Origin of the sequence: Rhizobium tumorigenes (assembly GCF_003240565.2) — a bacterium.
Lineage (GTDB): Bacteria > Pseudomonadota > Alphaproteobacteria > Rhizobiales > Rhizobiaceae > Rhizobium > Rhizobium tumorigenes.
On sequence record NZ_CP117258.1, the window covers coordinates 20,336 to 46,897 of the forward strand.

Genomic DNA, 26,562 nt, shown 5'->3' on the forward strand with positions numbered 1-26,562 from the left:
ATCCACTAAGCGACCAAGTCTCGGCTTGGCAAACATCTGGCGGTATAGTCACAAGGGACAAATCTTTACCGTCGGTGGCGGCGTAACGGAGCAGAGGTGGCATCTCTCACGGCCTTCCTCGCTAAGGGCGAATAAGCTGTGACAGCGAATAGCCCCGTGGGTCGGCCTACCATCTACAGTGAAAGCCTAGCTGATTTGATCTGTGAGCGCCTAGCTGATGGGGAAAGCCTCAAGGGCATTTGCGCTGACGAAGCTATGCCAGGCAAGTCCACGGTCTTTCGATGGCTTGCTGCTGACGAGCAGTTTCGGGACAGATACGCCCGCGCACGCGAGACGCAAGCCGACGCTTTGTTCGACGACATCCTGACGATTGCCGATGATGGGCAAAACGATTGGATGGAGAAGAAGAACGCCGACGAGGAAAATATCGGCTGGATGGAAAATGGCGAGGCGCTGCGCCGGTCGGCTCTCCGCATTGATGCACGCAAATGGATGGCCGGCAAGCTTCGCCCGAAGGTCTATGGCGACAAGCTCGATGTATCTGTCGACGGCAAGCTCAATTTCGTCATCGGCGCCAAGCCAGTGACCGAAGCAGATTGGCTCAAAGAGCATGGGTCAAAATCTTAGATTAGCCTGGGCGCCTCAGGCCGGGCCGCAGCAAGCGCTCGTTGATTGCCCGTTCCGTGAGGCGTTCTTCGGCGGCGCCCGCGGTGGCGGCAAGACTGACGGCGTCCTGGGCAAGTACGCGATCAAGGCATCGATGTACGGCTCGGCGTTCAACGCGCTGTTCTGCCGGCGCGAACTGCCAATGCTCGACGATGCCATCGAGCGCAGCAAGGAGATCTACGGCAAGATCGGCGCCGGGTGGAATGACCAGAAAAAGACGTGGACATTTCCAGGCGGCGGCCGGCTTCGTTTTCGCCCGCTCGAGCGGGTTCAGGACGCTGACAAGTATCAGGGCCAAAACGTTTCAGACGCCTGCGTCGAGGAAGCGGGCCTCTATCCGGACTCGAAGCCAATCGATCGTTTGTTCGCCATCCTGCGATCGGCGCGAGGCATTCCAACGCAACTGCTGTTGACGGGCAACCCAGGCGGCGCCGGACAGCATTGGATCAAAGCACGGTATATCGACCCGGCCCCGGGAGGCATGACGGTTCTCGAACGCCCGTTGCCTAACGGGAAAACCCATCGTTTCGTGTTTATCCCAAGCCGCATTCAGGACAATCAACTCCTGATGCAGAACGACCCGGATTACATCAACAACCTCTACCTGGTCGGCTCGGAACAGCTCGTCAAAGCCTGGTTGAACGGCGATTGGAACGCCGTCGAGGGGGCGTTCTTCGATTGCTGGAATAGCTCGAAACATGTCGTCAGACCGTTTGCGCTGCCGGCTGATTGGACGCGGTTCCGCTCAATGGACTGGGGATCGGCTCATCCGTTTTCTGTCGGTTGGTGGGCAATCGCCTCCGACGACTACCAAACCGAAACGGGCATCATTCCACGCGGATCGATCGTTCGTTACCGTGAATGGTATGGCTGCAAAGACGGCGAGGCAAACGTCGGGCTCAAGCTCACGGCCGAAGAGGTTGGTCGGGGCGTTGCAGAGCGTGAAGGCGCTGTTTTCGCCGAAAGCGGGCAGATGACGAAGGCCCCGACCGAAGACATCGAATATGGCGTTCTCGATCCTGCTGCTTTCTCTGAGGATGGCGGACCATCGATCCATGAACGCCTGTCGAAGGCAACCGATTACAAGGTTTGGTTTGGCCGTGCCGACAACAAGCGCGTTTCCATGAAGGGCGCAATGGGCGGCTGGGATCAGATGCGCTCTCGCCTCAAAGGCGACGGCGAACGGCCGGGCCTGTTCGTTTTCTCGACGTGCAAGGACTTCATCCGCACCGTTCCGCTGCTGCAACACGATCCGGACCGCCCCGAGGATCTCGATACCAAGGCCGAAGATCACATCGCCGATGAGGCGCGATACGGCTGCATGTCTCGTCCGTACCTTCCGGTCAAGGAAGTCAAGAAGCCTGTTGTTCAACGCGACTGGTTCGATGAGCCTGAAGAAGAAGAGACGAATTGGAGAGTAGCCTAGTGGACGATAAAGAATTCCATTGCTGGCTGGTCGACATGGTCGAGGAGGCACAGGACGCGAGCTACAAGTCCCGTCGGACGGCTGAGCGGGACATCGATTACTACAACGGCAAGCAGCTGACAGAAGAAGAGCTGAAGGCGCTGAAAAAGCGCGGGCAGCCACCGATCGCGTTCAACCTGATCCGCAACAAGATCGATTACCTGCAGGGCTTGGAGCGCCAGCAGCGCACCGTGCCACGGGCATTGCCGCGCACGCCGATGCATGAGCAGGACAGCGAGGCCGTTACGGACGCGCTGCGGTACGTCTGTGACGACCAGCGATATCAGGACATGAAGTCGCTGGTCTGGGCTGACATGCTCAAGGCGGGCTGGGGCGGTGTGGAGATCACCGTCGAGCAGCGTTTCGACAAGAAGTCGGCAATGGCGACCACAGCCATGACGCCGCCTGACTACGACGTGAAGATCAAGCGCTGTGCCTGGGACCGAATGTTCTGGGATCCCCACAGTGGCGAGGATGACTATACGGACGCCACCTATAAGGGGATGGTGATTTGGATGGATAGATCAGAAGCTGTTCGCCGGTATGGCGAGGCTGCTGCTTCTGTCTACGACGAAACGGTCTCGATCGCCACGACCGGCAGCACCTGGGACGACAAACCGAAGTTCGCATGGGTGAACTCAGCCAGGCGCCAGCGCATCCGCGTCAGCCAGATCTACTACATCGACGAGGAAAGCGGCGAGTGGAACTATGCCGAATTCACCAAGGGCGGCATTCTTCAGAATGGCGTTTCGCCGTGGTTGGATGAGGATGGCAAGCCAGAGGACCCATATGCGTGGCGCTCGTCATACACGGATCGCGATAACAACCGGTACGGTGCCGTTCGCGATCTGATCGACCCGCAGGATGAGATCAACAAGCGCCGGTCGAAGAAGTTGCATATCGATACTAGCCGGCAGACATACGGCAACCGGACGTTCGGCAAGGACGTGAAGGAGAATAAACGGCAGCTGCAGCGTCCTGACGGCCATGTCACGCTCGAGGGCGAGGCTCAGTTCGGCAAGGACTTCGGCATCATCCCAACCAACGATCAGTCCCAAGGCCACGCTGAGATGTATCAGCAGGCGGTGCAGATCTTCGAGGTCATGGGTCCAAACGCAGCGATGCAGGGCAAACAGGACGGCACGGCATCAGGCCGGGCAATCGCACTCAGCCAGCAGGGCGGCCAAACCCAGATGGGCTGCTCACGGACGCGCTGCGCCAGCTTGACATGGATTGCTATCGCAAAATCTGGAACCGGGTTCGTCAGTTCTGGACCGGTGAGCGCTGGATCCGAGTGACGGACGACCAGCGCAATCTGCGCTGGGTCGGGATGAACACCCAGCAGCAGATGCCCATGCAGCCGGCACAGCCGATGGGCCCGGCCGGCCAGCCGCAGGGCCAGCCGAACATGAAGGTGATGCAGTCGCATATCTCTGAGGTCGATATCGACATCATCCTCGATGAGGCGCCATCCGTCGGCGCGCTGATGGATGAGCAGTTCGCGTTGCTCATCGACCTGAAGAAAATGGATCGCAATAACGAGATCCCGTTCAAGGCGTTGATTGCAGCCGCACCGAACCTTCGCTCGAAAGCCGAACTCCTCAAGGCGATCGACGAGAAAGAAAAGCAGCCGCCAAATCCAATCCAGCTGCAAGGCGCACAAGCAGAGCTGCAGGAGAAGCAGGCGAACATCAAGGACAAGGACGCCAGCGCTACCCTCAAGATCGCGCAGGCGCAGCAGGCATTGGCCGCTGCTGGCGCAGAGGGGCAACCGCAGGCGACCGAACTCGTCAATCCGATCGAGATCGACAAGACCCTCGCGGATATCGACAACACCAGGGCGCACACCGCCAAGATATTGACCGAAGCCGAGAAGGCCAAGGTCGACACGCACATGAATGCGCTCAACACCATTCATCAGATAACGCAGCCGCCCGCACCCGCGCCGGCGTCTGCAGCCCCCGGTGCCGGGGTCAACGGGCAATAGGCGTCAGACCGTATTCTGACAGGTGGTGCCAACCTCAAAGGGCAATAGCCGGTGCCGGGCCTATGCGGGCAATCGTACTCCCCAACGAATGAGGAAATACCGTGGCTGAACAGTCTCTCGATGAAATCATGTCTTCACGCAACTCGTCGTCTGAAACTACCGCAGCCCCGGCTGTCGTGGAACAGGCACCTGCCGCTGCTCCAGCGGCAACCGGTACAGGCGATCGTGACGACAAAGGCCGCTTTGCCCCCAAAGCTCCAGGCCAGCCAGGCGCCGAACCATCGGCCGCGCCGGCCGGTCAGCAGTCAAACGGGCAAGTTCCAATTCAGGCCCTCGATGCCGAGCGCAATCGTCGCAAGGAAACCGAGGAACGCCATGAACGGGAACTGCGGGAACTGCGGGCTCAGCTTACGCGCATGCAGCCAGCTCAGGAAGCCGCTCCGCAGCCGAAGAAGCCGGAAATCTGGGAAGATCCCAACGGTTTCATCCAAAGCGAGCTGACACCAGTTCAGCAGCAGATCGCAGAAATGCGGGAAGAACTGTGGGAAAACAAGGCAGTCAGCAGGCATACCCCGGAAGTCGTCAGTGCGGCGAAGGAGGCGGCCGAAAAGCTGTTCGGAACACCCCAGGGAGCGGAACTCCATCGGCGCATCACAGCGTCAGGTAATCCGTTCGACAATCTGGTGGCATGGCACAAAGAGCAGACGATCTCATCGGAAACAGGCGGCGACCTCGAGGCGTACAAAAAGCGCGTCATTGAGGAATACCTAGCCGCCGGCAATCAGCCACAGCAGCTCCAACCATCCCCCACACCGGCTCCGGCCGCCTTACCAACGTCCTTCGCGGGCGCCCCATCTGCGGGGCCTCGCGGTGGACCGGAGTATGGCGGCCCGCGGCCTCTCTCGGAAATTATGAAGAGGTAACCTGCAATGGCAGAAACTCGCGTTACCGACGGCCTGTCTCCCACAATCTGGGACGATCAGTTCTCCGTCGAATTCTTCCAGCGTAATCCGTTCTCGGCCTACGCTGGCACCGGCTCCGACAACCCGATCGTGATGAAGGAAGACTTTGCCTCCAAGCAGGGCAACGGCATCACCATCGAATTCATCACTAACCTCGATCGCGGCTCGATCCGTGGACGCCAGCCTCTGCGCGGCCATGAAGACAAGCTCGGCGAGTTCGGCGACAAGGTCTCCTGGGACATGCGCAAGAAAGGCATTTCCCTTCACGAGCTCGACGTCGACCTTGCTGCAATCGATCTGCGCAAGGCGTCGAAGGGTGCGCTCAAGACCTGGGCTGACGAGGACGTCAAGTTTGAGGTGATCGACCGGCTGCAGGACGTCGGCCAGAACCTCGACGTCGCCTATGTCGACGCCACGGCAGCCGACAAGAACACTTGGCACACCAACAACAAGGATCGGGTGCTCTACGGCAACTCGCTCGGCAACTACACCGCCGGGAACCATGCCGCCTCGCTGGCAAACATCACGGCAGCGGGCGGCAAGTTTACCAAGGACAGCGTTTCGCTGATGAAGCGTGTTGCCCTTGCCGCCCGTCCGCGCATCACTCCGACCAGCATTCAGGACGACGAAAACCGTCGCTTCTTCGTCTGCTTCGTCGGCTCGCTGGAGATGCGCGATTTTGTCGCCTCGCTCAATGAGTCCGAACGCCAGCAGTCTGTTGCCCGTCGTTCGGAAGGGATGTTCCTCGGCGGCGACCGCGAATGGGATGGCGTCATCGTCCATGAGGTCGACGACATGCCGATCCTGGCCGGCCTTGGCAACACCGGCGTCAATGTCCAGCCGGCTATCCTGCTGGGCAATGAAGCGCTCGGCTGGGGTCTCAAGGCCCGCTATTCGTCCCGCGAGCAGAAGGACGATTACGACCAGGTCACCGGCCTCGGCATGATCGGCAAGTGGGGCATGAAGAAGCTCGGCTACACGATCGGCGACGCCGGCAAGACCGTGCTGCTCGCCGACGGCAGCTCCACCAACGTCTTCGGCAAACAGCGCGGCATCGTCAACGGCTTCTTTGCCGCCACCGGCGACTGATCAGGAAAGGATCTGAACATGCCCAATCCTATTTTCACCAACGCCATCAAGCACCCGGAAGACGCGGGTGTGGGCGTGTGGCGCCGTCGTATCCCGTTCGGCCAGGCCGGTTTCGGGACCAACGGCGTGCCGGTCGTCAACCTCGAGAAGGGCTGCATTGTGCTGCGGGCATACGTCCGCATTCCGACAGCCTTCAACGCTGGAACGACCAACGTTCTGACCCTTGGCACGGCTGCCGTCCCTGACAGCCTTGTGACGAGCGCCAACGCTGCCCCGGCGGCTACCGGCTTCAAGCAGGGCACTGGCGTGGATATCGGCACGGAACTGGCAAACGATACTCAGTTCTACGCCAAATTCACCCAGACCGGCACTCCGGCCACGGCCGGCGAGGCGGAGTTCATCGTCGAGTTCTGCAACCCGCGCAACTGGGCGCATTACGGGTCGAGGAGCCAGGGCTGATGGCAAAGGTCAGATACATCGACCATGACGGCGCCGCCGATGAGGTGAAAATCTTCGGCGTTGTCTTCAAGGATGGCGAGGTGACCGAAGTCAGCAATGACGTCGCGATCCGCCTGTTTGGTAACCGCTATTTCGAGGCTGCCGATAAAGAAACGGCGTCCGAGAACGATGACGTAACGCTCGAGGCCGTTCATCGCGGTCGCGGAACCTATGCCATCATCAGCGGCGACAAGGTCGTGAAAGACGGCCTGTCGAAGGAAGACAGCGAAGCGTTCAACGCCATGTCCGATGAGGACAAGGCCGAATACGTCAATTAACGACAGGAGCGTGGCAACATGAAAACCAGAAACGATTTGATTATTGCCACGCTCGAACTTCTTCAGGCGGACAGTGGCGCAGGGCAGGACCCGGCGCCCGAAGACGTCGTGGCGATCGAGAGCATCATCGATGGCAAGCTCGCCGAGCTGAACCGCCGGAACATCTATTGGGCCAATGATCCGAATGGATTCGATGATGAGGATATCGATCCGCTAGCCATCATCCTCGCCAATACCGCAGCGCCGAAGTACGGGCAGCCGCGTAATCCGCAATCGCTGATGGCAGCAGAGAACACGTTGCGCGAGATGCAGAATTCCGATCACCTCGGCGTCGATGTCAGGCCCTCGCAGTATTTCTGATGACAGACATCGTATTTCCGAACAGCACATCGCCTGGCGCGCGCGCCGGCGAGGGGTCCGGCCGGCTGATCAACTGCTATGCCGAACCGCTTGAAAGCGGGGCAAGAGCATCGTTCGCCCGCCGGCGCGTTCCCGGATTGACCCGCCTTACGATAAGCGCCTATCTGGGCTGCCGTGGATGTCACTACTACAACGGCGATCTGTTCATTGCCCAGGTAAACCGGCTCATTCGCGTCAACCAGGTTGGCAGCGCCTTCGTCGCTGTGGACCTCGGCCTGTTGCCTGGCAGCGGGCGCGTCACCTTCGCCCACAACAACAAGGCACCTGTTGCCGACATCGTATGCGTGACGGAAAATGGTGCGTTCATCGTGAAGCGGGACGCGTCGCCAGCTTCATTTACGGATCCCGATCTACCGCAGCCGGTGACGGTCACGTTTCTTGACGGATATTTCGTATTTGCGATCCGAGATGGCCGGTTTTTCACTTCCGGCATCAACGATATCACCATCAACGCCCTCGATTTCGGCAAGGCTGAAAGCCATTCTGGCGGCATATTGCAGGCAATGGCGTTCGGTGAGCAGCTCATGCTTATGGGGCCGTCGTCGATCGAGTTCTGGCAGAACGCAGGCAACGCAACAGGAACGCCTTTCTCGCGAGCATCGGTGCAATCAAGGGGATTGGCCGCAACCTTCGCCCTGGCCGGTACCGAATACGGTTTCTCAAGCCTGATCTTCATTGCTGACGACAACGGGGTTTACCGGCTCGACGGCGGATACACCCCCGTCAAGATTTCGAACCGGGATCTTGATCGCCTCGTTGCCGGCGTTGCCGACAAGACCCTTCTCGACGTGACGGTCTCGATAACAGAGGGCCACGCTTGGGCAACGGTCACCGGTCCCGACTTCTCGTGGACGTATGAGCTTGCATCAGGCTTCTGGCATGAGCGCGCCAGCTACCTCGACGATCACTGGCGCGGCGTTTGCTCCGCCCAGGCTTTCAGCGGCTGGGTGATCGGAGACCGGACGACTGGCGATATCTGGATGCTAGATGCCAACGCCATGACTGAAGGCAGCAATCCTGTCGTCATGCAGGCCATATCGCTGCCGGCGCTGAGTTTCCCGAACAGGGTTGCCATAAGCCGAACCGATTTCGATTTCATCGTCGGGCAAGGATTGGTGACCGGACTGGATCCCATCGAGGTCGATCCGGTCTGCCTTATTTCGTGGTCGGATGACGGCGGCGCGACCTACGGCACGCCCCTCAAGCGCAGCTTGGGACGCCTTGCCAAGTATCAGACCCGGATCACCGTCAACCGCGCCGGCATGGCGGGGCCGTATGGACGGGTTTGGAAGATCGAGATTGCCGATCCGATCTATGTCTCGGTGCTGGCAGGCGCAATGGATGGAGCTTTGAGGTCGAAATGAGCACTAATCTTGTTGCGCTTCCACCCTTACCGCCTCCGACCGCCCAGTTGGTCGACCCAACAACGGGCATGATCTCCCAGGCGTGGTTTCAGTACCTGAAGCGCGTCGACGACCACATTCGCGACATTGAACGGCGCCTGACCGCCGGAGGGCTATAAGCATGGGATTTCTTAGCAGTTTGACGGGCGGCGACATCGGCAAGGCATCGCTCAAAGCACTTAATCAAAACAAGAATTTGCTGACGGGCTTTCAGACGACCGGCAACAACATCATCAATACTGGCGAAGACAAGTCGGCGACGGCGATCAATGCCGGGATCGACGGTTATCAGCCGTGGGTCGATAGCGGCACTGCCGCAAACACCATGTACGACAACGCTATCGGCCTGAACGGTGCCGACGGCAACACGGCGGCCACCAGCGCGTTCCATACATCGCCGGGTTATGACTTCGCCGTTGATCAAGGAACGACTGCAGCGCTGCGCGGTGCGTCAGCGGCCGGCATGCTGAGTTCCGGCAATACTCTGACGGCGCTGACGGATTACGGGCAGGGCAAGGCCGATCAGGAATACGGCTCCTGGCTAGACCGGCTGAGCGGCGCTTCGTCTCAGGGTCTGACAGCAGCCGGCGGCCAGGCATCGGGTGATACCGCGCTGGCCGGGCTCTATCAGGGCACTGCAGACGACCGGCTCGGGCTCGAAAGCGGAGTGACACAGGGCCTCGAGGGCATCAACACCGATACAGCCCTAGTCAAAGAGCAGCAGACGGCGAACAAGGGCAGCTTCCTGAGCGGCCTGCTCGGTACTGGCCTCAGTCTCGGCACCAAGGCGCTGACAGGAGGGCTCTTCTGATGACTGTCGCTCTTCCTCAGGCAAACCTGTCGTGGCTCACTCAGCTGGGCTCTCTTGGCAAGCAACAGCAGGGCAACGGCTACTTCCCGCCCGCGCCGGCTGCAGCAGGCAATATCGCCGCCCCGACGCAAACCGGCAGCTTCCTTCAGAACATGCTCACTCGGCTGCCGGCCAATCAGGTCGCAACAAACCCGCTCTATCAGCCCAACATGCGGCTCGGAGGCTAACAGATGGCTATTGCAAGTCTCCGCGTCCCGATCTCCGCCCTTCCTTCGGCGGCCGGCAGTACCTCGTGGCTCGACGCGTTGAATACGTCAGTGGGCGGAGCCCTCGACAAGGCATCGCAGGACAAGGCGCTGGCGCGGCTTGGTGACGCAACCGTGACGGGGCAGTTGGCTCCGAATCAGGGGTTCCTTTCAAAGTTGTTCGGTGGTCAGCAGCAGGGCGCTGCGGCTCCTGCCGTGGCCCCGCAGGCTGCTGCAGTTCCGGCATCAGCTGCACAGCCTCAGATGGCTAAGGTTGCTCCAGTCAGCCTCCCTGCCGCCGCGCCCGATGACACGCCGCTTGGCGGGTATCTTTCGGATCCGACAAGACGCGCAACGCTGCCTGCTGGCATGCGAAACAACAACCCGGGCAATATCAAGTTCGTCGGTCAGAACGTTCCGGGCATCGTTGGCCCATCGCAGAACACCGACGAAGGCGACCCACAGGCTGTCTTTGCCACGCCAGAGGCTGGTATGGCCGCCATGCACTCACTGCTGCTGAAGAAATACAATGGCGGCAAGGTCACGGCAGATCAGATTATCGCAGGCAGTGGCGGATGGACACCTGGCAACCATGAGGCGGCCGCCAATGTTGCGCGCTACGCAGGCCTGTCTCCCAACCAGGATATCAATCTCAACGACCCAGCACAGGCTGCGAAATTTATGCGTGGTTTGATGATGCAGGAACACGGCAACTCGAGCCGCCTTTATCCGGACAGCATGATTTTATCGGCAGTCGGCGGCCAGTCGGCAGCACCATCCACCCAGACTGCATATGCTGCGCCTCCCTCTGGAAATGCCGCTGTGGACGCCATCAACGCCGTTGCCGCGCCGAGCGGATCCGTTGTGCCCTCGCAGGCCGGGCAGCGATCGGCGCTCGCGGCCCCGATCGACAGTCAGGTCACCACTGCATATCAGCAGCCCAACGCCCAGCCGCAGACGGCCCAGCCGCCGCTTGCCGACGGTAACGCACCAATGCCGAGCGCGCCTAGATCTGCCCCGCAGCAGGTCGCCCAGGCTGGCCCGCAGACACTTGCCGCCGGCGTGACACCCGTTGCCAAGGGCTCAATCAGCCCAACGCTCATCCAGCAGATGCTGAAAGACCCGCAGCTCAACAAGATCGCCCTTCAGCTCTGGCAGCAGAACGCGACCGGCAAGACTTCCGACAGTTGGGATTTCGTCAAGCTCGACGACGGCACCCTGGCGCGCGCCAACATGCAGACCGGCGAAGTCCAGAGCCTTGGCAATTTTCAGAGCTCGAAGAAGGAGCTTCTCAGCAACGGCAAGGGCGCGTTCTACGATAGCAATACTGGCCAATGGATCAGTCCACCTCCAGGCGCCGGCGGCGACGACAAGGAATTCTTCGGAACGACGGTCCCCTATTATGATGCGCAAGGCCAACTGCACTATCGGCAACTGGCCAAGGATGGGCGCAGCAAGGATATCGACTTCGGGCCCGGTGCGACTGCCGCGCCTCCGACACGCACGATCGACACGGGCACCGAACTCGTCACCGTCGGTCCCGGTGGACAGGAGATTTCGCGCGTTCCGAAGCAAAACCAGCAGGAAAACCGTGAAAAGGCTCTTGGCACCGAACTCGGCAAAGCCAGCGGCGATGCCGCAAACAACCTTCCGCAAGTCGAGGGTCAGGCCAATCAACTACTTTCAACCATCGACAGTTTGAGCAACGATCCATACCTCGGTCACATGGTCGGCCCGTGGGTGAGCCGCCTCCCGACGTTCTCGGCCGATGGAGCGCGCGTTCAGAGCAAGATGGATCAGATCGGTGGTCAGTCATTCCTGCAGGCCTTCATCTCGCTGAAAGGCGGAGGCCAGATCACCGAGGTCGAGGGCGATAAGGCCACAAAAGCGATTGCCCGTCTGAACACTGCCCAGAGCGAAACCGATTACCGTGCGGCATTGCAGGAGCTTCGCGACATTGTCACCAAGGGCGTTGAGCGGGCTCGGCAGAAAGCTGCCGGTGCCGGAGCCGCAGCGCCATCCGGTACCCAGACGAAAACCGGCATCTCGTGGAAGGTTGAAGAATAATGCCAGTTCTCAATATCGGCGGAAAGCGGGTCACGGTAGACGACAGCTTCCTGAAGCTCACGCCAGACCAGCAGAACGATACCGTCGACGAGATTGCAAAGACCATGGGCGCCGCGCCTCAGCCAAAGCTTGACCAGCCGACGGTCAAGGCAACGGTGGAAACGCCTCCCGATCCGCGCGATAGCGTCTTGGGCAAGGTGGATACGTTCGTTCGCGGCGCCGCGGATACGCTGTCGTTCGGTCTGGCGGACGAGGCTGCTGCCGCCGGTGATGCCGCTCTCAACCCTGTCTTCGGTAACGGTAATGCAGGCGAGAGCTTCTCCGATCGCTACAACGCCAATCTGGCGGCGCAGCGCGGTACCGACCAGGCAGACGCTACCAATCGGCCGGTTGCCCGTATTGCTGGTCAACTGGCCGGTGGTGTCACCGGTGGCGCTGGGCTCGCCAAAAGTGGACTGTCAATGACGGCAAACGCCGTCAACAACGGCTCAAAGCTTCTGCAGGTTGCCAAAGCATCCGCAGCAGAAGGCGCGTTGATGGGCGCTGGCCAAGGCTTCGGCAGCGGTGAGGGAGGATTTCTCGGGCGATTGGCCAACTCTGGAGAGAGTGCAGCTGTGGGCGCCGGCATGGGTGCCGTTGCTCCTTATGCTGTTGCGGGCACCGGTAGCTTCCTAAAATCCCTAGCAGCTCCGGTGATGTCGCGCCTTAATCCGACGCCAGCGGCAAACCGCGCGCTCGGCACCGCTTTGCAGCGATCTGGGAGAACGCCAGATGAAATCGCGGGGATGCTGCGGTCGGCAGCCGATGACGGACAGGGTGGATATGCCGTTGCCGACGCGCTTGGTCATACCGGTCAGCGAATGCTCTCGTCTGTAGCCAGAACGCCGAACGACGCTCGACAGGACGTTGTCACCCAGTTGCTGGATCGACAGATGGGGCAGGGCGATCGGTTGTCGAATGCGCTAGCGGAGGGCTTCGGTGCATCCGACACAGCAGCGCAGCGTGCAACTGCGTTGACCGATGTCAGAACTGCGGACGCTCGCCAGAACTACGGAGCTGCACGGCAATCCGCTGGTAGTGTCAACGTAACGCCTATCCTTGAGGAAATCGACCGTACGCTGACACCAGGTGTTAACGGGATCGTCAACCCACGCGACAACATCAATAACGACTCCATTGAGGGCGCCCTCTCACGCGTTCGTGGAATGATTGCCGACGGTCGTGGATCACAGGTCACGGATTTCAGCACGCTCTTCCGTGCCAAGCTCGATCTCGACGACATGATCCAGAAGGCGACCAATCAAGGGGCCGGCAACCGTGCCTTCGCTTTGACGCAGGTCAAAACGCGGCTCGATCGAGCGCTTGCCGATGCATCCCCTGAATACCGTAACGCCAACGATACGTTTGCGCGCCAGAGCGGCGTCATCGACTCGATCGCTGATGGCGCAACGGCCACAAGTGGTCGCGCTCGAGCTCCTGACAACATTGCTGACTTCAATTCCAGGACACCAGATCAACAGGACGCCTTCCGTGTAGGATATGGTGACCAGCTGATAGGTCGCGTCGAGGCGGCATCCGCTTCGCCAACGACAAACAAGACGAGAATGCTGAATACGCCGAAATACCAGCAGGAATTCCCAGCTATCGCTATTCCTGAGCAAGCCGATCAGCTCGGTCGACGGGTAGGCCGCGAGCAGCGGATGTTCGAAACCACCAACCAAGCCCTTGGCGGATCTCGAACGGCTGACAATCTCGCTGACATGGACGAGATGAAGAGCTTTGATCCGGCGATCCTATCGAACCTGTTCAAGGGAGACTTCAAAACTGCGGCGTTGCAAGCCGTGATGAGGACCTTGAATGAAGGAAAGGGCATGCCGCCATCGGTCATCGAGCGCGTCGGGCGCGGCCTTATGGAGACTGATCCGGAAGCCGCGAGACGCCTGCTTACCGTTGCCAGCAGCAAAACGATGAACGATACGGCAAAGCGTGGGATGGCAACGGTCATTCTAAACGGTCTGACCACTGCCGCGCCACCGCGCATCTTGGGTCAGGATGCGCGTCCGCCGTTAGAAATCACCGTCGGAGTTCCGCGGCGTTGATTTTGATTTCCACCATCCTGGGATCTTATTGCCGGTGATTTCGATCGCCCATGTCGCGATCATGCTGCCGGTGAATAAGCCAACGCAGACACTGTACCAGCTGAACTGACCACTTATGATCAGCCCGACCCATATGAATGCGCCTATCGCGAGCAGCAGCCACCACGAAACAGGCTTGAAAGCCTTCTTGGGTTCGTCAGGGTCGTGCTCGATGATGGGTCCGTTTGCCATGGCCAATACCTAAGCGAAAGCTCCGAAACATTCAATCCGCCTTCTAACGGGCCGAAATTGCAGCTAAGGATTCGATCCAACTAGGAAAACGTAGCTCGTTCGATCAGTGGCCAAACCAACTCGCTGGCACGAAGCGCAAGACGGCTAGAACGGTCGCAAAAATGAAGCCTACAACTGCGGTGCCGCCGGCAACCCAGGAAAGACGTATTCTAATCGTATCGATTTTTTTGCCTTGGGATTGTACGTCTTGAATGAGCCGATCAGTCTTAGCAGAAAGTTCCCCTAGGCTGTGCTTCATCTCCATTATGGCTTGGAGAGTGAAGTCGTGGCTGTAGCTGCCTTGCCGGGGTGTAGTAACGGCAAAGTCGACTGGGGTTGAGTCTCGATCATCGTCAGATGGTGTCGGTCTGCGAGCCATTAGGCACCCTCTGATTTAGTTTTGATCCAGTCCCAAATGCTTGTCGCAGCCCTTCCGAAATAGCTTTCCATCTTGAATACGACTGCTGAAGTCGTGCTACCATCTGAAATGCCAAGGTGATCGCAAACCTCCTTGGATGTCATTTTTGCGGATACAAGCCATTCTGTTGCATCAACACGAAGGTGATCTTCAGGAAATACTCGTTCAAGAGCTTCCTGAAGCTTGTCTTGGTGTGAAACTTTGAAGATGACAAAAATCGACATGATGCCTGCAATATTCCTGAATCGCCGTAGCCTCACACAGCTTGCGAGGCTCAACAGCTATATAGGTGCAAAGTCGCCAAGCTGTTAATGACTTTCTTCATGAAATAGGTCGATCACTTCCACATTCAAAAAATAAACGCTCGCCTGAGTCGAGCCCATTTCTCGAAATCATGAAACGCAGGCGGCCCTCGGAGGCCGCTTTTTCCATTGGGGGAACCGCATGGCCGGCTTCTGGAATAAATCGCAGTCTCAGATCCAAGACGTCAATGGAAAGCCGATGGTCGGTGCCCGGGCGTACTTCTACAAAGGCGGCACGACAACACCGATCTCGGTCTACGGCCCTTATGCCCTGGGCGCGGTCAACAAGTTGCCGAACCCAGTCGTCAGCGATGGAAACGGCTTCTTTCCCTCTGTCTTTTTCGACAGCGCCGACGAATTTTATCACGTTCGCATCACCACAGCCGGCGGCGTCATTATTCTTGATGCTGATGGCTTGCCCATCATTGGACCGTCGGGAGGCGCCGGCGGAGGTGGGGACAATCCTGTTAATCCGTATGCCGTCGCCACGACCGGCGACCTCAAGATGCGCTTCGGAACTGGCTTCATTCCAGGATGGGTGCAGCTCAACGCAAAAACCATCGGTTCGGCCATCTCCGGCGCCTCGGAACGAGCCAATGCCGACACGCAGCCGCTGTTCGAGTATCTTTGGAACAATGACCAGGATCTCGTCATCGTCGGCGGTCGCGGCTCGTATGCGGCCACCGATTGGGCGGCGAACAAGCAACTGACGCTTCCCGACGGGCGCGGCAGAACACTCATCGGCCTCGACACGATGGGCAACAGCCCGGCCGGGGCGATGGGTGGCGCAATTTTTCTTGGCTGGAACGGCGGCGAGGAGAAGCACACGCTGATCGTCAGCGAAATGCCGTCTCACAGCCACGGCGGCGTGACCGACGATGCCGGCAACAATACCCACGCCGTTAGTGGGACAGAAGCCGCAACGGGCTCAAATAACATCAGCTTTCGCGGCAATGGCGGTGAGCATTCGCAGAGCACCACGGCGGCCGGGCTCCATCGCCACGGCGTCTTCACCGAAAATGTCGGCGGTGGGTTGGCGCACAACAACGTCCAGCCATCCTTGGCCTGCACCATTTACATAAGGTTGTGACATGTACGTTGCCTCTCTCCAGCCTGTTTCCAACCGCGAAGACTGGTTCGAAACGATCGAGCTTATCGATGACGACACCAACGAGGTCATCGCCGATCTGAACGGCGTAACAGCCAAGGTCTACGTCAGCGACACCGGCCGGCGGTCTCGCGTCCTGTCCGGGACGACAGAAGACGGTCATATCGTGATTGATCCCCTGGGGGTCATCCAGTGGCATTTCACGGCCGATGAGATGAAAAACATCTGCGCTGGTACCTACGACATCGGCTTCACTGTCCAGCGCGACGGCATTGTTCAACAGGAACTGATCGGGACATTGCCGGTCGTTGATGGGATTTTAAGATGAGCAGAACCACGATCCGCATGCGCGTGTTGCCACGCTTCCCGGCCCGCATCTCCGGCACCAACGGCATTAAAAGCGTTCGGGCGGGCGCTGATCTGATCGTCAAGAACGATTTCAGCGACCTGATCCGCATCCCGGGCGTTGATAACCAGGCGAAGACATTTTTCCTGTCCTGGAATGCCGACCTCGATCTGTACTCGATCCTCTCGTTCACCGACCTCTTCTCTGCCATCCCGGGCGTGACTGGGTTCATGACAGCACCGGTGTACGATCCTCAAGGGCGTCGATCCGATGTATTTGCAGGCATCCCAGCGGGCGGTATCTCATCATTTGCAACAACCATTCTCGATGACGCGAACGGGGCTGCTGCCTGGGCAACGTTGGGCGCTTTGTCCTCCAAAGGCGTAAACGGCTACACAAAGGAGCCGGACGGCACAATTACCCAGTATGGCAAGGCTACCGGTGTCGGTAACGACTTTTCGGTTGTGCTGCCTGTTGTCTTCCCGAATGCTTTCCGGTCGGTAACTCTCACCCCGGAAGGGGTGACATTGACTGGAATACCCACGTCAGCGCTAGCTTTCGCCGCTGACATCGCCACGCTCGGGGCATTCAACGTACGGCCTCGTTTCATCACCAACGGCGGCACAGTAGGCGTTGCGACACAAAATGTGTTTTGGAAAGCGATAGGGTATTAAGCAATGAAACATGCAGTTTTTGACGCCGACGGTCTGCCGACCGCATTCTACTCACTCGACATAAACGGGGAGGATATCCCGGCAGATGCGATCGATATCTCGGATGAACAATGGCAGGAGTTCATCGACAACAACGGACATCGCAAGGCAGGACGGCGCCGTTGTCGAATATCAGCCGCCGCCACCGCCGCCGGCTATTCCGCTTCAAATTTCTGACCGGCAGTTTTTTCAGCAGCTTTCTATTGAGGGCCTTATCACCGAGGACGAGGCGCTTGATGCTGTTGGACCCGGGATCATCCCTTCTTCCATGTTGGCGCTGATCAACATGCTCCCCATGGAAAACCAGTTCGCCGCGAAGATGCTGATCCGCGGCGCGACCACGTTCGAGCGCCTGCATCCTGTTACCGTTCTGATCCAGCAGCTCTACGAGTGGAACGACGCCAAGCGAGACGAATTCTGGACGGCCGCCGCCGCTCTCTAAACTCAACCTTAAAATCCGGAGATACCCCAATGGGCGACATCGTCACCGCTCAACAAATTCGCGCGTCTGCACTCGGGACCGTGAATGAGAGCAACATGAATTCCGCACTGGTTTCTCTAAATCAGTATGGCGCGACGTTCGGCCTCGATAAACGGCATCGGGTCGCTCAATACATCGCGCAAATCATGCACGAGAGCGGCGACTTTCGATATGACCGCGAGTTGTGGGGTCCGACCCCGGCGCAAGCCCGCTACGATACCCGCACGGACCTCGGCAACACGCCGGCCGTCGACGGTGACGGCAAGAAGTTTCTTGGTCGGACAGGAATGCAGCTGACCGGCAAGGCGAACTACCTCGCCTATGAAGATTGGTGCAGGGCTCAAGGGCTCAACCCTCCGGACTTCATCGCCAATCCGGACCTGGTGAACACCGATCCGTGGGAGGGCCTCGCCGGTCTCTGGTATTGGGACACGCATGGTCTCAACCGCTACGCCGACCAGGGCGACATCGAGACCATCACCAAGCGGATCAACGGCGGTCTGAATGGCTTTGCCGACCGTCTCGCCCATTACACGCGGATCTCGCTTGTCCTTCTCGGCTACGCGCCGGATGCCGTTCGCCAGTTTCAGTCTGCCTGCGGCCTGTCGGCAGACGGTGATGTTGGTCCGAAGACGCGAGCGGCTTTGCATACGGCATTGCTGGCTCTGTCCGGAGCGTCGATCAAGGATGCCGGCATTCAGTCCGCGCCCGTCACCGATGACAAGGCCGTGGTCCCGGCCTCAATCGACAAGAAGGTGAAGGACAAGACCAACAATGCCGCAATCCTGTTTGCGGGCAGCGGTCTCGGCACGACCGTCATCACCAGTGCCGTTGGCGCCGGGTGGCAGACCGTCGTGGCGATCGGCGCCGTCTCCATCGTCGCCCTTGGTCTCCTAGTGCTTCTGCGGCGGCAGATCATCGCGGCGATCAAGGATATTCGTGGCGAGGTCGAGGCCTGATGCTGACCTGGTTGAAGATTGGTGTGGGCGCGCTGGCCGGCGCCTCCATTGCATTCACCTCCGGCTATTTCGTTGGTCGTTCTGCCGGCAAGCAATCCGTGCTGTCCAGCCTGCAGAGCGACCGCATCACAATCCTCAAGGATGGAAAAGAGATCGATGAAAAGGTTCTTGGTGCCGATGATACTGGTCTTTGCGATCTGCTCGGCGGGTGCGTCGTGCCAGACAGCACAGGTCACTGACCCATGCGACGTCCTGGTCGCGATCAATCCGAAGCCGGAAACCAATACCTACCTGGTTGCCAACGATCGTCCAGCCGCCATGGCGATAGCGAAGCATCGCGGCCGGTTTGACCTCTACAAATGCGCGGTGAGCAAGTGACGCAGTTCACGGCATAGTCATTTTATGCAACTCTGCGGAGAGTGTATGCTCTGCGAATGGATATCCTTTCAAGGTATCATCTGGCCCAACATGAAGAGGGCTCCTGGCATGTCATTGATGCCAGGACTGGCGGTCCGGCTGAAATTGAGGTCGATGGCAAGTTCTTCGTGTTCTGGAAGCTTCCGAAGGAAGAGGCTGAGCGCTGGTCAGTGTTCCTAAATCAGATCGCCACATTTCGTCAGCCAGCCCATTCTAAGTACCATGATGATCCGCGCCTATATACAGCGTTCAAAAGATCGACTGCGATAGCGGTGTCGCAAACCTAGTCGTTGATCAAAACCCGCTCTCAAATGTACAGTAGAATTATTTATCGCCAGTAACAGGCGGCTTCCCCGTGTCCGGCGAGTATTTCAGCTTGTCGCGAAGTTTTATCACTTCGTTGCTGCCTATGTAAGTGAATGGAGCTGACAATAAGATTGCTACCCAATCGCTGTCAGTCATGTAGACTATTGCTATCGCAAAAATCATATAGACAAGAAGCCAGGCGAAAACCTTTCTGGTGCGCTTCACCGCTTCTTTTTTATAGGAAGTGTTCATGTGCGCGTCTCGATATCATTGAGGGAAGCCTACGCCTCTGTCACAGCGGAGCGCTTAGAGGTATCAGCGCGCTATTCCAAAATTGCGCCGGCCGAGGCTGTATTCCAGAAGTCGTGATCGGCGCTCAAAGAGCATGCCGCAGACCACTACACAACGATATTTATAAGGTGTCGTAGTGAACCCCTCTCATTCTCGACGACCAACCGAAAGAAACAGCAATGCGATGTGAGAAACGTCCATGATGCTCGCCCATATCCGCGACAACTTCGCGGCGGCATTTTTCCCACGTCTGTCCGAATGGGCGGCTGCGGCCGGCGTGTTCTTGATCGGCCTGGTGCTTGCCGCCAATCCAGATCTGATGGCCACAACGAAGACGCAGGCCTATCAGCTAATGCTGATGATCGCCACGCAGCGGTCATGGGCCATCGGGCTTATGGTCTTCGGAGGCGCACGCCTGGTCGTTCTCCTGATCAACGGCGCATGGCGACGAAGTCCGCATCTCCGGGCAGCAATGGCTTTCTTTTCCTGCTTTCCCTACTCCCTCATCTTTCTGTCATTCCAGCCGACTTTTGGGATTTCCATGGTCCTGGCGTCGATCCCGCTGGGAATGGATATGATCAATGTGCTGCGTGCGGCTGGCGACGCCAGAACGATCGATACCAAAATGAATGCACAGAGGGCAGGAAGACGTGGACCAAGGCAACCTTAATGAATACCTGACCCTTGGCGGTGTCTTCTTTTCCGGCATCATCATGGGCCTCGTCGGATACCTCAAGAAGCGCCCGGAGCATGCAGAGGCGAACCCCGTTTTAGCCAGCGTTGGCCTTGAGCTTGGAAATCGCATGCAGATGGATGAGTTGATCAAATCAGTCGACCGCATTGGCGATATCCTCGAGGACAAGAAGCAGGTTGGCATCAAAGAAGGCCTGAAGGAAATCCTGGAGCGTATGGACGAAATGGAAAAGCAGCAAACGCGCCGCCGCTAGGCTCTTTTTGAAAGAGCCGGTTCGCCTTGTCGCGAGTGAGTTCGCACGATCGACAAGTGGCAATATCTAGTCTGGATGCGGGAACACAAACTGCGTTTTGCCCGTCAGCCGGTAGACGACCAGACCCATCCATTCGTGAACGGCGTTGTCGGCGATATCAAGTGCATCGGCAATATTGCCGGGGGGAAGGCCGAAGCCGCCGGTTCCGGTACGGTAGTCAACCGGATAGGGCGTCACGGGGAAGCCGACAGCCCTGAATGAGGCGATCGCTCTCGGCATGTTGTAGGCCGATGTCACAAGTATCCAATTGTCGGAGGGCTGCGGTTTTGCCAAAATCACGCTTTCCTCTGCATTTTCGAAGGTTGTGCGGGAGCGCCGATCAGTTTCGATTTTCTCTGACGATATTCCAACGTCAACAAGGACGCGCTGGGAAATGTCTGCCTCGGTTTGCATCTTGTCGACAACGAGATGCCCACCACCCCCTGAAAGTATAATGCGAGCAAGTGGATAGCGCCTTGCAAGCACAGCTGTTTGAAAGATCCGCTCGGCATTATTGTTGAGGGTGAGTGTGTTTCTATCCGCTGAGATATGCGTCTCTTCAGCTCCGCCAAGCATCACGATGCCGGTCACAGATCCGGGTAGTTCCGGCACCGGGAACCGATTTTCCAATGCCCTCAGCATATACGGACCAACAGGGGACCAGCCTGCGAGGCAAAGCACAACCGAGGAGGTGCCGAACAACCAACAGGCTGTGCGTTTCCATCGAAGAAAAAGCGCCACTACACCAAACAAGCCGAACACGCCTATGAAATTTGACGGAAGGCATACCGCCGCGATTAGCCCGTAAACTATGGAAGACATCGAGTGGCTACTTTCATCGAATAGTCGCCGTGAAGACGCCTTTTATTTACCTGGGAAGTCAACTCTTCCGAGCAATGAGGTGGCGCTCGATTATATCTATAACTCGTTAGAGCATTTTATCGTGCTTATCCATGTCGTGTTGCCATGCGTACCATTCATTATCACTTCGAGCGATCAGCTGAAACCGGTCGAGCTGCATCTGGACAGTTGGTCTAGAGCCCTTGCTGAAAGACACGCCAGGCGGTATCAGCCATGCATGGTTGGAGATCTATCTAATGAGGGCTATGGTTATCGCGACCGTCTTGGGCCTGCTTGCACCATGCGCTCACGCCGCTGATACGAAGGACGGTGTCAGCAACAAGGACCGATTGGATCTTGAGCAGTCGCTATGGGAAACCTACCACGAAGTGCTCGCCTGTCAGGCCAAAGCTCTCTTTTTCACAACAGCCGACATTGCAGCGTCAAAGCAATTCTTCCAAGGTAAAAGCGACCTTGTCGGGCTAGACCCGGCGGTTCGGGAAGGCATCCACGCCAAAGCTTCTGAAACGGTTAAAGGCATGACGATCAGCTCTAGATTTTGTGAGCACATTCGCAAGGGTCTGCACATCATTTGGCCGGATGCCCTAGCACCAGACAACTAGGCAGTGTCCCCATAAACGGGGTTCATCTTATTGACGGTGTGTGATTCAATCTCCTTGAAAGGAGATTGCCATGCGCCGTCATGAATTGAGCGACGAAGAATGGGCTATCATTGCACCTCTTTTGCCGAACAATAGCCGTGGAATTGAACGTGTCGATGACCGCCGGGTGATCAACGGCATCCTGTGGCGTTTCAGGACTGGTTCGTCTTGGCGAGATGTGCCGGAGCGTTATGGCCCGCGCACGACGCTTTACAATCGGTTCTCCCGATGGCGCAAGGCGGGCGTCTGGGATCGTCTTCTGGACGCCGTTTCAAAGCGTTACGATGGAGACATCGTGATGATCGACAGTTCTTGTGTTCGCGTTCACCAGCATGGTGCCAACGCTAAAAAGGGGGATCTGCCGATCCTTGCATGGGACGTTCGCGCGGCGGCCTGACGACAAAGATCCACGCTCTTGTCGATGCAGATGGCAGACCGGTTCGGCTTGAACTCACCGCCGGCCAAGCCGCCGATGCACCGATGGCTGAAAAGCTGTTGAGCGACCTGCGGCCCGGCGCGACGATCCTCGCCGACAAGGCATATGACACCGACGCAATTCGTAACTTTGCCAAGCAACGCAAGTGCTGGGCGAATATCCCTGCAAAGGCCAATCGAAAGCAGACATTCAGCTTCAACCGCTGGGTCTACCGTCAGCGCAATCTCGTGGAACGGTTCTTCAACCGTATCAAGCAGATGCGAGGCCTCGCGACGCGATACGACCGGCGCGCTGATAATTACATGGCCGCCCTCAAGCTTGTCGCGACGAGGATATGGATCGCCTCAACTAATGAGTCCGTGGCCTAGCTAACGTGGCAAAGTAAATACATGGTCTCACCGACATGCACTAGCGGCTAACACCGCTGGGCCGGAGTAGGCCAATCTCACCATCCTAGCGACTTGCATCACCAACTGCGAAACCGCCATCCCCAGCCCGGCCGCCGCAGCCAGGATGATGGCGCCACCAAGACCAAAGCTCCAATGTCTCTGAAGAATCACCAAGTCGTTCTGAGCACTGACCTGAACGTGACAATGTCGAGGATTTCGCCTTCGGGGTCAGTTATTTCAAACTGCTCAGTTTCTATGGTGCTTCCCAAAAGCACCTTCTCGGAAATAATCTCGCGGATGGCGACAACAGCTTCGTGTCTTGCGCGATCGATGTCTGGAAGGTCCACGCCATCCTCGTCGTCGATGAAGCCGCCAGGATAGCGAACATTGAAGTGATATTTAGCCATTGCCGCTCAACGCATAAGCGAGGTTTGGTGTTCCAACCCACAACTGCTCGTTATCCCATCGCCGCTGGCCGGCCAACGAAATGGATCCAATGTGCTTCCGGAGCGCGGCGATCAGTCACGCGTCAGACTTCTTGCGGATGATGCGCTGCACGGCGTAGTGGGACAGTCTGCTTGTAGATGTCGGGTAAGCTGGAAATGCTTCCCCAGCCTTTGCTGATGGAGCGGCATAACCCCAGATAACTGCCCTGTCGCCGGCGCCGATCGAGCCGGGCTGGGACGGGTGGCGGCGTTGAATGCAAGGGAAAATCTATGCAGATCTCGACCGTGTGGAGCGTGAACGGCTTCAGGCTAAGCCGCAGGGCTAGCTAAACTTACCAACGCTGAACGGAAAAGTTTTCCGCATAGCCCAATGGGCAAGAGCACTCTGCGGCGCAGTCGGGCTTGTGGCCCTTCCCAGTCGTATTTCATTTGACGTTTTCCGCATTCAGCCATCATGGCCGGGAATTGGCTTGTCCAAATTGAAACTTGCCCGAAGCTTACCAAGCTGCAGCCCGCAGAATTCTATCAAAGCTTGCCTGTTGGAACGACGCTTTTGTCATTTGCCGGACGCCGCCTGTTCAACCATCCACTTTTCCACGTCAGATGCGAACCATCGAACACACGCTTCGCTGAGCCGACGTGGTCTTGGGAAAATGCCTTGCTCCATCTTGCGGTAGATCGTTGAGGCAGCAAGTGAAGTAAGGGCCGTTACTTCCTTAAGTTTCAAAAACCGGTCCGCGGTCATAGTGCTGGCAATTGTCTTCCTCAACGGATTACCGGTCGCCTGTTCGACTGCTGACGGGACAATAGGCGGGGGATTTCGGCGGCCCATAATTTTATCGACTATCTTCTCCTCGTCTGCCGGCAAATCAGAAAACGCGGCGTCGATGGCAACGCGATCCCAGACGTCTCGTCCGTCGATCTTCTTCGGTTTGGGCATGCGCTTGTCGCAGACCATCTCATCGAACTTGGCCGCTCCAATTCCGACGTAGCGCGACGCCTCCTCACGCGAAAGCCCGCGAGGCGGGTAGGAATATGGATCGGATCACTTTGGCATCAATAAATCTCAAGATCAGTCTTTGAAGCAATGAATGCTCTCATTTCTTCAACAGCATCTGCTTCGACCGGCGAGACAGTAATCGAGCCGTCACGTTCAAGTCGGACAATAACGCCCTTTTCAACGGCGATGTCGGCAGCCATACGGATGGCCGCTTTCGTCCACCCGTGCCTTTCCGCTGAGGTCATACCCGGTCTTCATATCGTGCTTGAATTGATACTGGTTAAGTCGCTCGGCGACTACGTTTGAGAATTAGTGGGATTGCCTTTCCATCCAAGCTCACGAGCCATGGATTCCGCGGCCCTCTTGGCCGACGCCTGATTGAGGTGGCCAGCAACGGGATACTCTTTCCCGTCGTATCGAAAAGAGCCAAGTTTTTTGAGCTCATCCCAACTAAAATACATTTATCATTGCTCCCGTTTCAGTCTTCTTTGTTTACGAGCCAATCTCGACGCTCTTGTTCTTCCGTTCTCTGTGCCTTGCTCAAACCTCGCCAGATGACCGTATCGAACACGTGCTTCTGTGCAGGCGTTAGAATGCCAGTATCGCAATCGTTTGCAAGCAGTAGGGCAATGATACCGTAAGCAGGTGTGCCTTCCTCATAATTGTCCTGCAACTCGCTCAGCTGGTAGGAAAATTCCATTTCCATAATCTGACATCCTCGTTGAACGGTGCACGTCTCGCGATGAGAATGGGTGCCATAAACGTTCGACAGTCAACCGCTGCTGAAAATTTGGGATTGCGATTCCTGCCAACTACGCCGCAAATCTGCCCAGAGACACCTGGGGGGAGCGATTGAAACAGTCTCCCGCTACCAATTCATTAAATTTCAACACACCCTTGGGCTCTCCGGTACGAGCACTGGTTGCCGATAAGACACAGGGCTTGCCTCTGGAATGTCACATTTGTCGTTTTCGGACACAGTTGTCTTGCCCGCGCCGCCTGAATTGATAGTTATCAAACATACGATTCTATCAAAGGCGACGTCATGCGGAAGCTCGTACCCCTTTTCATGCTGCTGATCCTGTCCGCCTGTGCTTCGCCTTCGGATGGACCCGGGGCCGGGAGCTTCTATAACGCCAAAGATCCGCACACTAACCATCAGATCCCCGTGACCCGACTTGCGGATGCGCCGATGTCGCCGCCGATGACGGCGCCGCTGTCCTACGCATCCGGCGACCAAGGGCTGAGTGGCCTGCGTTCCGCCGGCTTCAGCGATACCAAGCTCCGCCGCGGCGATGTTATCGACATCACGATCCTCGATACCGGTGAGGACGGACTGTTCTCGTCGACCCAGAGCAAGACCCTCAACCTCGGGCGCTTTACCGTGGATTCGTCGGGCACCGTGACGCTTCCTTTCGTCGGCAGACAGCGTGTCGTCGATTCGTCGCCTGATGCCTTGAGGGCGCGAATTGTCAGCGGCTTGAAGGGATCGGCGGTCAATCCCCAGGCTGTTGTGACCGTGGTCGACAAGCCCAGCAGCGCCTTCACGGTCAATGGCGACGTGCGCGCCGCCGGACGCTTCCCGCTGACCGCGCGTAAGGAACGCGTGCTCGACGCCATCGCTCTTGCCGGCGGTGCTTCGGCTGCGCCGAGTTCGACCAGCGTCACCGTCATCCGCGGCAAGCAGCGCGGCACCGCACAGCTGCAGCGCGTGCTCGACGACGATCGCCAGAATATCTACCTGCTTCCAGAAGACCAGGTCGTTGTCGGCAAGGATGCACCGAGCTTCACGGCTTTCGGCGCGTTCAAGAGCGTCGGGGAATTCGAATTCGAACTCGGCAAGATGACATTGATGCAGGCCTTCAGCCGGGCCGGCGGATTGCTCGACGACCGCGCCGATGCCAGCAATTTCTATGTTGTCCGCAACCAGCAGGTCTACAGTTCGGCGGTCGGTACGAACGGTCTCGCGGGACCTGCCGTCACCACCAAGCCGGCAATCTACCGTGTCGATATGAAGGATGTTGCAAATCTGGCGCTGATGCAGCGCTTCCAGATCATCAATGGCGACATCCTTTACGCTACCAATTCCAAGACGGTGGATTTCGCCAAACTCTTCACGATCTACCAGAAGAGCGCGCCGACAGCGGCCGCACCTTTGCCCGGCGCCAGCAAGTGAGCCGGAGTAGCTCGTCGGGGCCGAAC

General features: G+C 58.0%; 34 protein-coding genes and 1 pseudogene. 25 read left to right on the forward strand and 10 right to left on the reverse strand.

The window, feature by feature from the left end:
* The first annotated feature begins 156 nt into the window (after positions 1 to 156).
* Positions 157 to 627 carry a terminase small subunit-like protein gene (locus PR017_RS23690; RefSeq protein WP_111221632.1) on the forward strand — a complete coding sequence of 157 codons (471 nt, stop codon included), beginning with the start codon at positions 157 to 159 and terminating at the stop codon, positions 625 to 627.
* 1 nt (position 628) lies between these two features.
* Here the strand turns inward: PR017_RS23690 and PR017_RS23695 are convergent, their stop codons facing one another.
* Positions 629 to 964, reverse strand: coding sequence for a hypothetical protein (locus PR017_RS23695; RefSeq protein WP_240539090.1), 336 nt, complete (start codon positions 962 to 964; stop codon positions 629 to 631).
* Between the two features lie 183 nt (positions 965 to 1,147).
* Between PR017_RS23695 and PR017_RS23700 the strand changes: the two genes are divergently transcribed.
* The 13 genes from PR017_RS23700 (at position 1,148) to PR017_RS23760 (ending at position 13,990) form a co-directional block, all read left to right on the forward strand.
* On the forward strand, positions 1,148 to 2,092 hold the full coding sequence (locus PR017_RS23700; protein ID WP_240539089.1) for a hypothetical protein: 945 nt from the start codon (positions 1,148 to 1,150) through the stop codon (positions 2,090 to 2,092).
* Positions 2,092 to 3,429 (forward strand): portal protein, encoded by a 1,338-nt coding sequence (locus tag PR017_RS23705; RefSeq protein WP_111221630.1) that lies wholly within the window; start codon positions 2,092 to 2,094, stop codon positions 3,427 to 3,429. The genes PR017_RS23700 and PR017_RS23705 overlap by 1 nt, the downstream gene beginning before the upstream one ends.
* On the forward strand, positions 3,360 to 4,118 hold the full coding sequence (locus tag PR017_RS23710; protein WP_481900267.1) for a portal protein: 759 nt from the start codon (positions 3,360 to 3,362) through the stop codon (positions 4,116 to 4,118). Before PR017_RS23705 ends, PR017_RS23710 begins: the two co-directional genes overlap by 70 nt.
* Before the next feature lie 101 nt (positions 4,119 to 4,219).
* The gene (locus PR017_RS23715) at positions 4,220 to 5,041 is read left to right on the forward strand and encodes a hypothetical protein (protein WP_111221628.1); all 822 of its coding nucleotides are present in this window, start codon (positions 4,220 to 4,222) and stop codon (positions 5,039 to 5,041) included.
* Positions 5,042 to 5,047: 6 nt separating this feature from the next.
* Positions 5,048 to 6,169 carry a phage capsid family protein gene (locus tag PR017_RS23720; protein WP_111221627.1) on the forward strand — a complete coding sequence of 374 codons (1,122 nt, stop codon included), beginning with the start codon at positions 5,048 to 5,050 and terminating at the stop codon, positions 6,167 to 6,169.
* An 18-nt stretch (positions 6,170 to 6,187) separates the two neighbouring features.
* A complete protein-coding gene (locus PR017_RS23725; RefSeq protein WP_111221626.1) occupies positions 6,188 to 6,628 on the forward strand; it encodes a hypothetical protein in 441 nt (146 codons plus the stop codon).
* On the forward strand, positions 6,628 to 6,945 hold the full coding sequence (locus PR017_RS23730; RefSeq protein WP_111221625.1) for a hypothetical protein: 318 nt from the start codon (positions 6,628 to 6,630) through the stop codon (positions 6,943 to 6,945). The genes PR017_RS23725 and PR017_RS23730 overlap by 1 nt, the downstream gene beginning before the upstream one ends.
* Positions 6,946 to 6,963: 18 nt before the next feature.
* Complete coding sequence (locus PR017_RS23735; protein ID WP_111221624.1) at positions 6,964 to 7,305, forward strand: hypothetical protein; 342 nt, start codon at positions 6,964 to 6,966, stop codon at positions 7,303 to 7,305.
* Positions 7,305 to 8,729: a hypothetical protein gene (locus PR017_RS23740; RefSeq protein ID WP_111221623.1), complete on the forward strand. Its 1,425-nt coding sequence runs from the start codon at positions 7,305 to 7,307 to the stop codon at positions 8,727 to 8,729. The genes PR017_RS23735 and PR017_RS23740 overlap by 1 nt, the downstream gene beginning before the upstream one ends.
* A 160-nt stretch (positions 8,730 to 8,889) precedes the next feature.
* A complete protein-coding gene (locus PR017_RS23745; RefSeq protein WP_111221622.1) occupies positions 8,890 to 9,579 on the forward strand; it encodes a hypothetical protein in 690 nt (229 codons plus the stop codon).
* Entirely contained in the window at positions 9,579 to 9,806 is a 228-nt protein-coding gene (locus tag PR017_RS23750; RefSeq protein WP_111221621.1) for a hypothetical protein, read from the forward strand. The genes PR017_RS23745 and PR017_RS23750 overlap by 1 nt, the downstream gene beginning before the upstream one ends.
* A 3-nt stretch (positions 9,807 to 9,809) precedes the next feature.
* Positions 9,810 to 11,891 carry a hypothetical protein gene (locus tag PR017_RS23755; protein ID WP_111221620.1) on the forward strand — a complete coding sequence of 694 codons (2,082 nt, stop codon included), beginning with the start codon at positions 9,810 to 9,812 and terminating at the stop codon, positions 11,889 to 11,891.
* A complete protein-coding gene (locus PR017_RS23760) occupies positions 11,891 to 13,990 on the forward strand; it encodes a hypothetical protein (RefSeq protein ID WP_206423212.1) in 2,100 nt (699 codons plus the stop codon). Before PR017_RS23755 ends, PR017_RS23760 begins: the two co-directional genes overlap by 1 nt.
* Here PR017_RS23760 and PR017_RS23765 read toward each other — a convergent pair.
* Complete coding sequence (locus tag PR017_RS23765; RefSeq protein ID WP_111221619.1) at positions 13,958 to 14,221, reverse strand: hypothetical protein; 264 nt, start codon at positions 14,219 to 14,221, stop codon at positions 13,958 to 13,960. The genes PR017_RS23760 and PR017_RS23765 overlap by 33 nt on opposite strands.
* A 417-nt stretch (positions 14,222 to 14,638) precedes the next feature.
* Positions 14,639 to 14,902 (reverse strand): hypothetical protein, encoded by a 264-nt coding sequence (locus PR017_RS23770; RefSeq protein WP_111221617.1) that lies wholly within the window; start codon positions 14,900 to 14,902, stop codon positions 14,639 to 14,641.
* Between the two features lie 220 nt (positions 14,903 to 15,122).
* On the opposite strand from PR017_RS23770, the gene PR017_RS23775 reads away from it, so the two are divergent.
* From PR017_RS23775 to PR017_RS23800, 6 genes are all read left to right on the forward strand, one after another.
* Positions 15,123 to 16,070 carry a phage tail protein gene (locus PR017_RS23775; protein WP_111221616.1) on the forward strand — a complete coding sequence of 316 codons (948 nt, stop codon included), beginning with the start codon at positions 15,123 to 15,125 and terminating at the stop codon, positions 16,068 to 16,070.
* Between the two features lies 1 nt (position 16,071).
* On the forward strand, positions 16,072 to 16,416 hold the full coding sequence (locus PR017_RS23780) for a hypothetical protein (RefSeq protein WP_111221615.1): 345 nt from the start codon (positions 16,072 to 16,074) through the stop codon (positions 16,414 to 16,416).
* A complete protein-coding gene (locus tag PR017_RS23785) occupies positions 16,413 to 17,108 on the forward strand; it encodes a gp53-like domain-containing protein (protein WP_111221614.1) in 696 nt (231 codons plus the stop codon). Before PR017_RS23780 ends, PR017_RS23785 begins: the two co-directional genes overlap by 4 nt.
* 103 nt (positions 17,109 to 17,211) lie before the next feature.
* Positions 17,212 to 17,589 (forward strand): hypothetical protein, encoded by a 378-nt coding sequence (locus tag PR017_RS23790; RefSeq protein WP_111221613.1) that lies wholly within the window; start codon positions 17,212 to 17,214, stop codon positions 17,587 to 17,589.
* A 29-nt stretch (positions 17,590 to 17,618) separates the two neighbouring features.
* On the forward strand, positions 17,619 to 18,587 hold the full coding sequence (locus PR017_RS23795) for a peptidoglycan-binding protein (protein WP_111221612.1): 969 nt from the start codon (positions 17,619 to 17,621) through the stop codon (positions 18,585 to 18,587).
* Entirely contained in the window at positions 18,587 to 18,826 is a 240-nt protein-coding gene (locus PR017_RS23800; protein WP_111221611.1) for a hypothetical protein, read from the forward strand. Before PR017_RS23795 ends, PR017_RS23800 begins: the two co-directional genes overlap by 1 nt.
* A gap of 502 nt (positions 18,827 to 19,328) precedes the next feature.
* Here PR017_RS23800 and PR017_RS23805 read toward each other — a convergent pair.
* Complete coding sequence (locus tag PR017_RS23805; RefSeq protein ID WP_111221609.1) at positions 19,329 to 19,562, reverse strand: hypothetical protein; 234 nt, start codon at positions 19,560 to 19,562, stop codon at positions 19,329 to 19,331.
* A 238-nt stretch (positions 19,563 to 19,800) separates the two neighbouring features.
* On the opposite strand from PR017_RS23805, the gene PR017_RS23810 reads away from it, so the two are divergent.
* Entirely contained in the window at positions 19,801 to 20,271 is a 471-nt protein-coding gene (locus tag PR017_RS23810) for a hypothetical protein (RefSeq protein WP_111221608.1), read from the forward strand.
* The gene (locus tag PR017_RS23815; RefSeq protein WP_111221607.1) at positions 20,252 to 20,548 is read left to right on the forward strand and encodes a hypothetical protein; all 297 of its coding nucleotides are present in this window, start codon (positions 20,252 to 20,254) and stop codon (positions 20,546 to 20,548) included. Before PR017_RS23810 ends, PR017_RS23815 begins: the two co-directional genes overlap by 20 nt.
* A gap of 66 nt (positions 20,549 to 20,614) precedes the next feature.
* On the opposite strand, the gene PR017_RS23820 is transcribed toward PR017_RS23815, so the two are convergent.
* Positions 20,615 to 21,409 (reverse strand): YdcF family protein, encoded by a 795-nt coding sequence (locus PR017_RS23820; protein WP_111221606.1) that lies wholly within the window; start codon positions 21,407 to 21,409, stop codon positions 20,615 to 20,617.
* 275 nt (positions 21,410 to 21,684) lie between these two features.
* On the opposite strand from PR017_RS23820, the gene PR017_RS23825 reads away from it, so the two are divergent.
* Together PR017_RS23825 and PR017_RS23830 are read left to right on the forward strand one after the other, a co-directional pair.
* Positions 21,685 to 22,050: a hypothetical protein gene (locus PR017_RS23825; RefSeq protein WP_111221605.1), complete on the forward strand. Its 366-nt coding sequence runs from the start codon at positions 21,685 to 21,687 to the stop codon at positions 22,048 to 22,050.
* Between the two features lie 64 nt (positions 22,051 to 22,114).
* Positions 22,115 to 22,893 (forward strand): IS5 family transposase gene (locus tag PR017_RS23830; protein ID WP_425070025.1). Its coding sequence is split into 2 segments (ribosomal slippage): positions 22,115 to 22,457 and positions 22,457 to 22,893, totalling 780 coding nucleotides; the frame shifts between segments, so codons are not numbered across the junction.
* 188 nt (positions 22,894 to 23,081) lie between these two features.
* Here PR017_RS23830 and PR017_RS23835 read toward each other — a convergent pair.
* The 5 genes and pseudogenes from PR017_RS23835 to PR017_RS23855 form a co-directional block, all read right to left on the reverse strand.
* Positions 23,082 to 23,321 (reverse strand): DUF6894 family protein, encoded by a 240-nt coding sequence (locus PR017_RS23835; RefSeq protein ID WP_111217232.1) that lies wholly within the window; start codon positions 23,319 to 23,321, stop codon positions 23,082 to 23,084.
* A 595-nt stretch (positions 23,322 to 23,916) separates the two neighbouring features.
* Positions 23,917 to 24,192 carry an AlpA family phage regulatory protein gene (locus tag PR017_RS23840; protein WP_206423118.1) on the reverse strand — a complete coding sequence of 92 codons (276 nt, stop codon included), beginning with the start codon at positions 24,190 to 24,192 and terminating at the stop codon, positions 23,917 to 23,919.
* A 3-nt stretch (positions 24,193 to 24,195) separates the two neighbouring features.
* Positions 24,196 to 24,405, reverse strand: a pseudogene (locus PR017_RS23845) (helix-turn-helix transcriptional regulator); the annotation flags it as partial.
* 11 nt (positions 24,406 to 24,416) lie between these two features.
* Entirely contained in the window at positions 24,417 to 24,560 is a 144-nt protein-coding gene (locus PR017_RS23850; RefSeq protein ID WP_154677455.1) for a hypothetical protein, read from the reverse strand.
* A 278-nt stretch (positions 24,561 to 24,838) separates the two neighbouring features.
* Positions 24,839 to 25,066, reverse strand: a complete 228-nt coding sequence (locus PR017_RS23855) for a hypothetical protein (RefSeq protein ID WP_111217230.1) — start codon at positions 25,064 to 25,066, stop codon at positions 24,839 to 24,841.
* A 339-nt stretch (positions 25,067 to 25,405) separates the two neighbouring features.
* Between PR017_RS23855 and PR017_RS23860 the strand changes: the two genes are divergently transcribed.
* The gene (locus tag PR017_RS23860) at positions 25,406 to 26,536 is read left to right on the forward strand and encodes a polysaccharide biosynthesis/export family protein (RefSeq protein ID WP_111217228.1); all 1,131 of its coding nucleotides are present in this window, start codon (positions 25,406 to 25,408) and stop codon (positions 26,534 to 26,536) included.
* Positions 26,537 to 26,562: the final 26 nt, after the last annotated feature.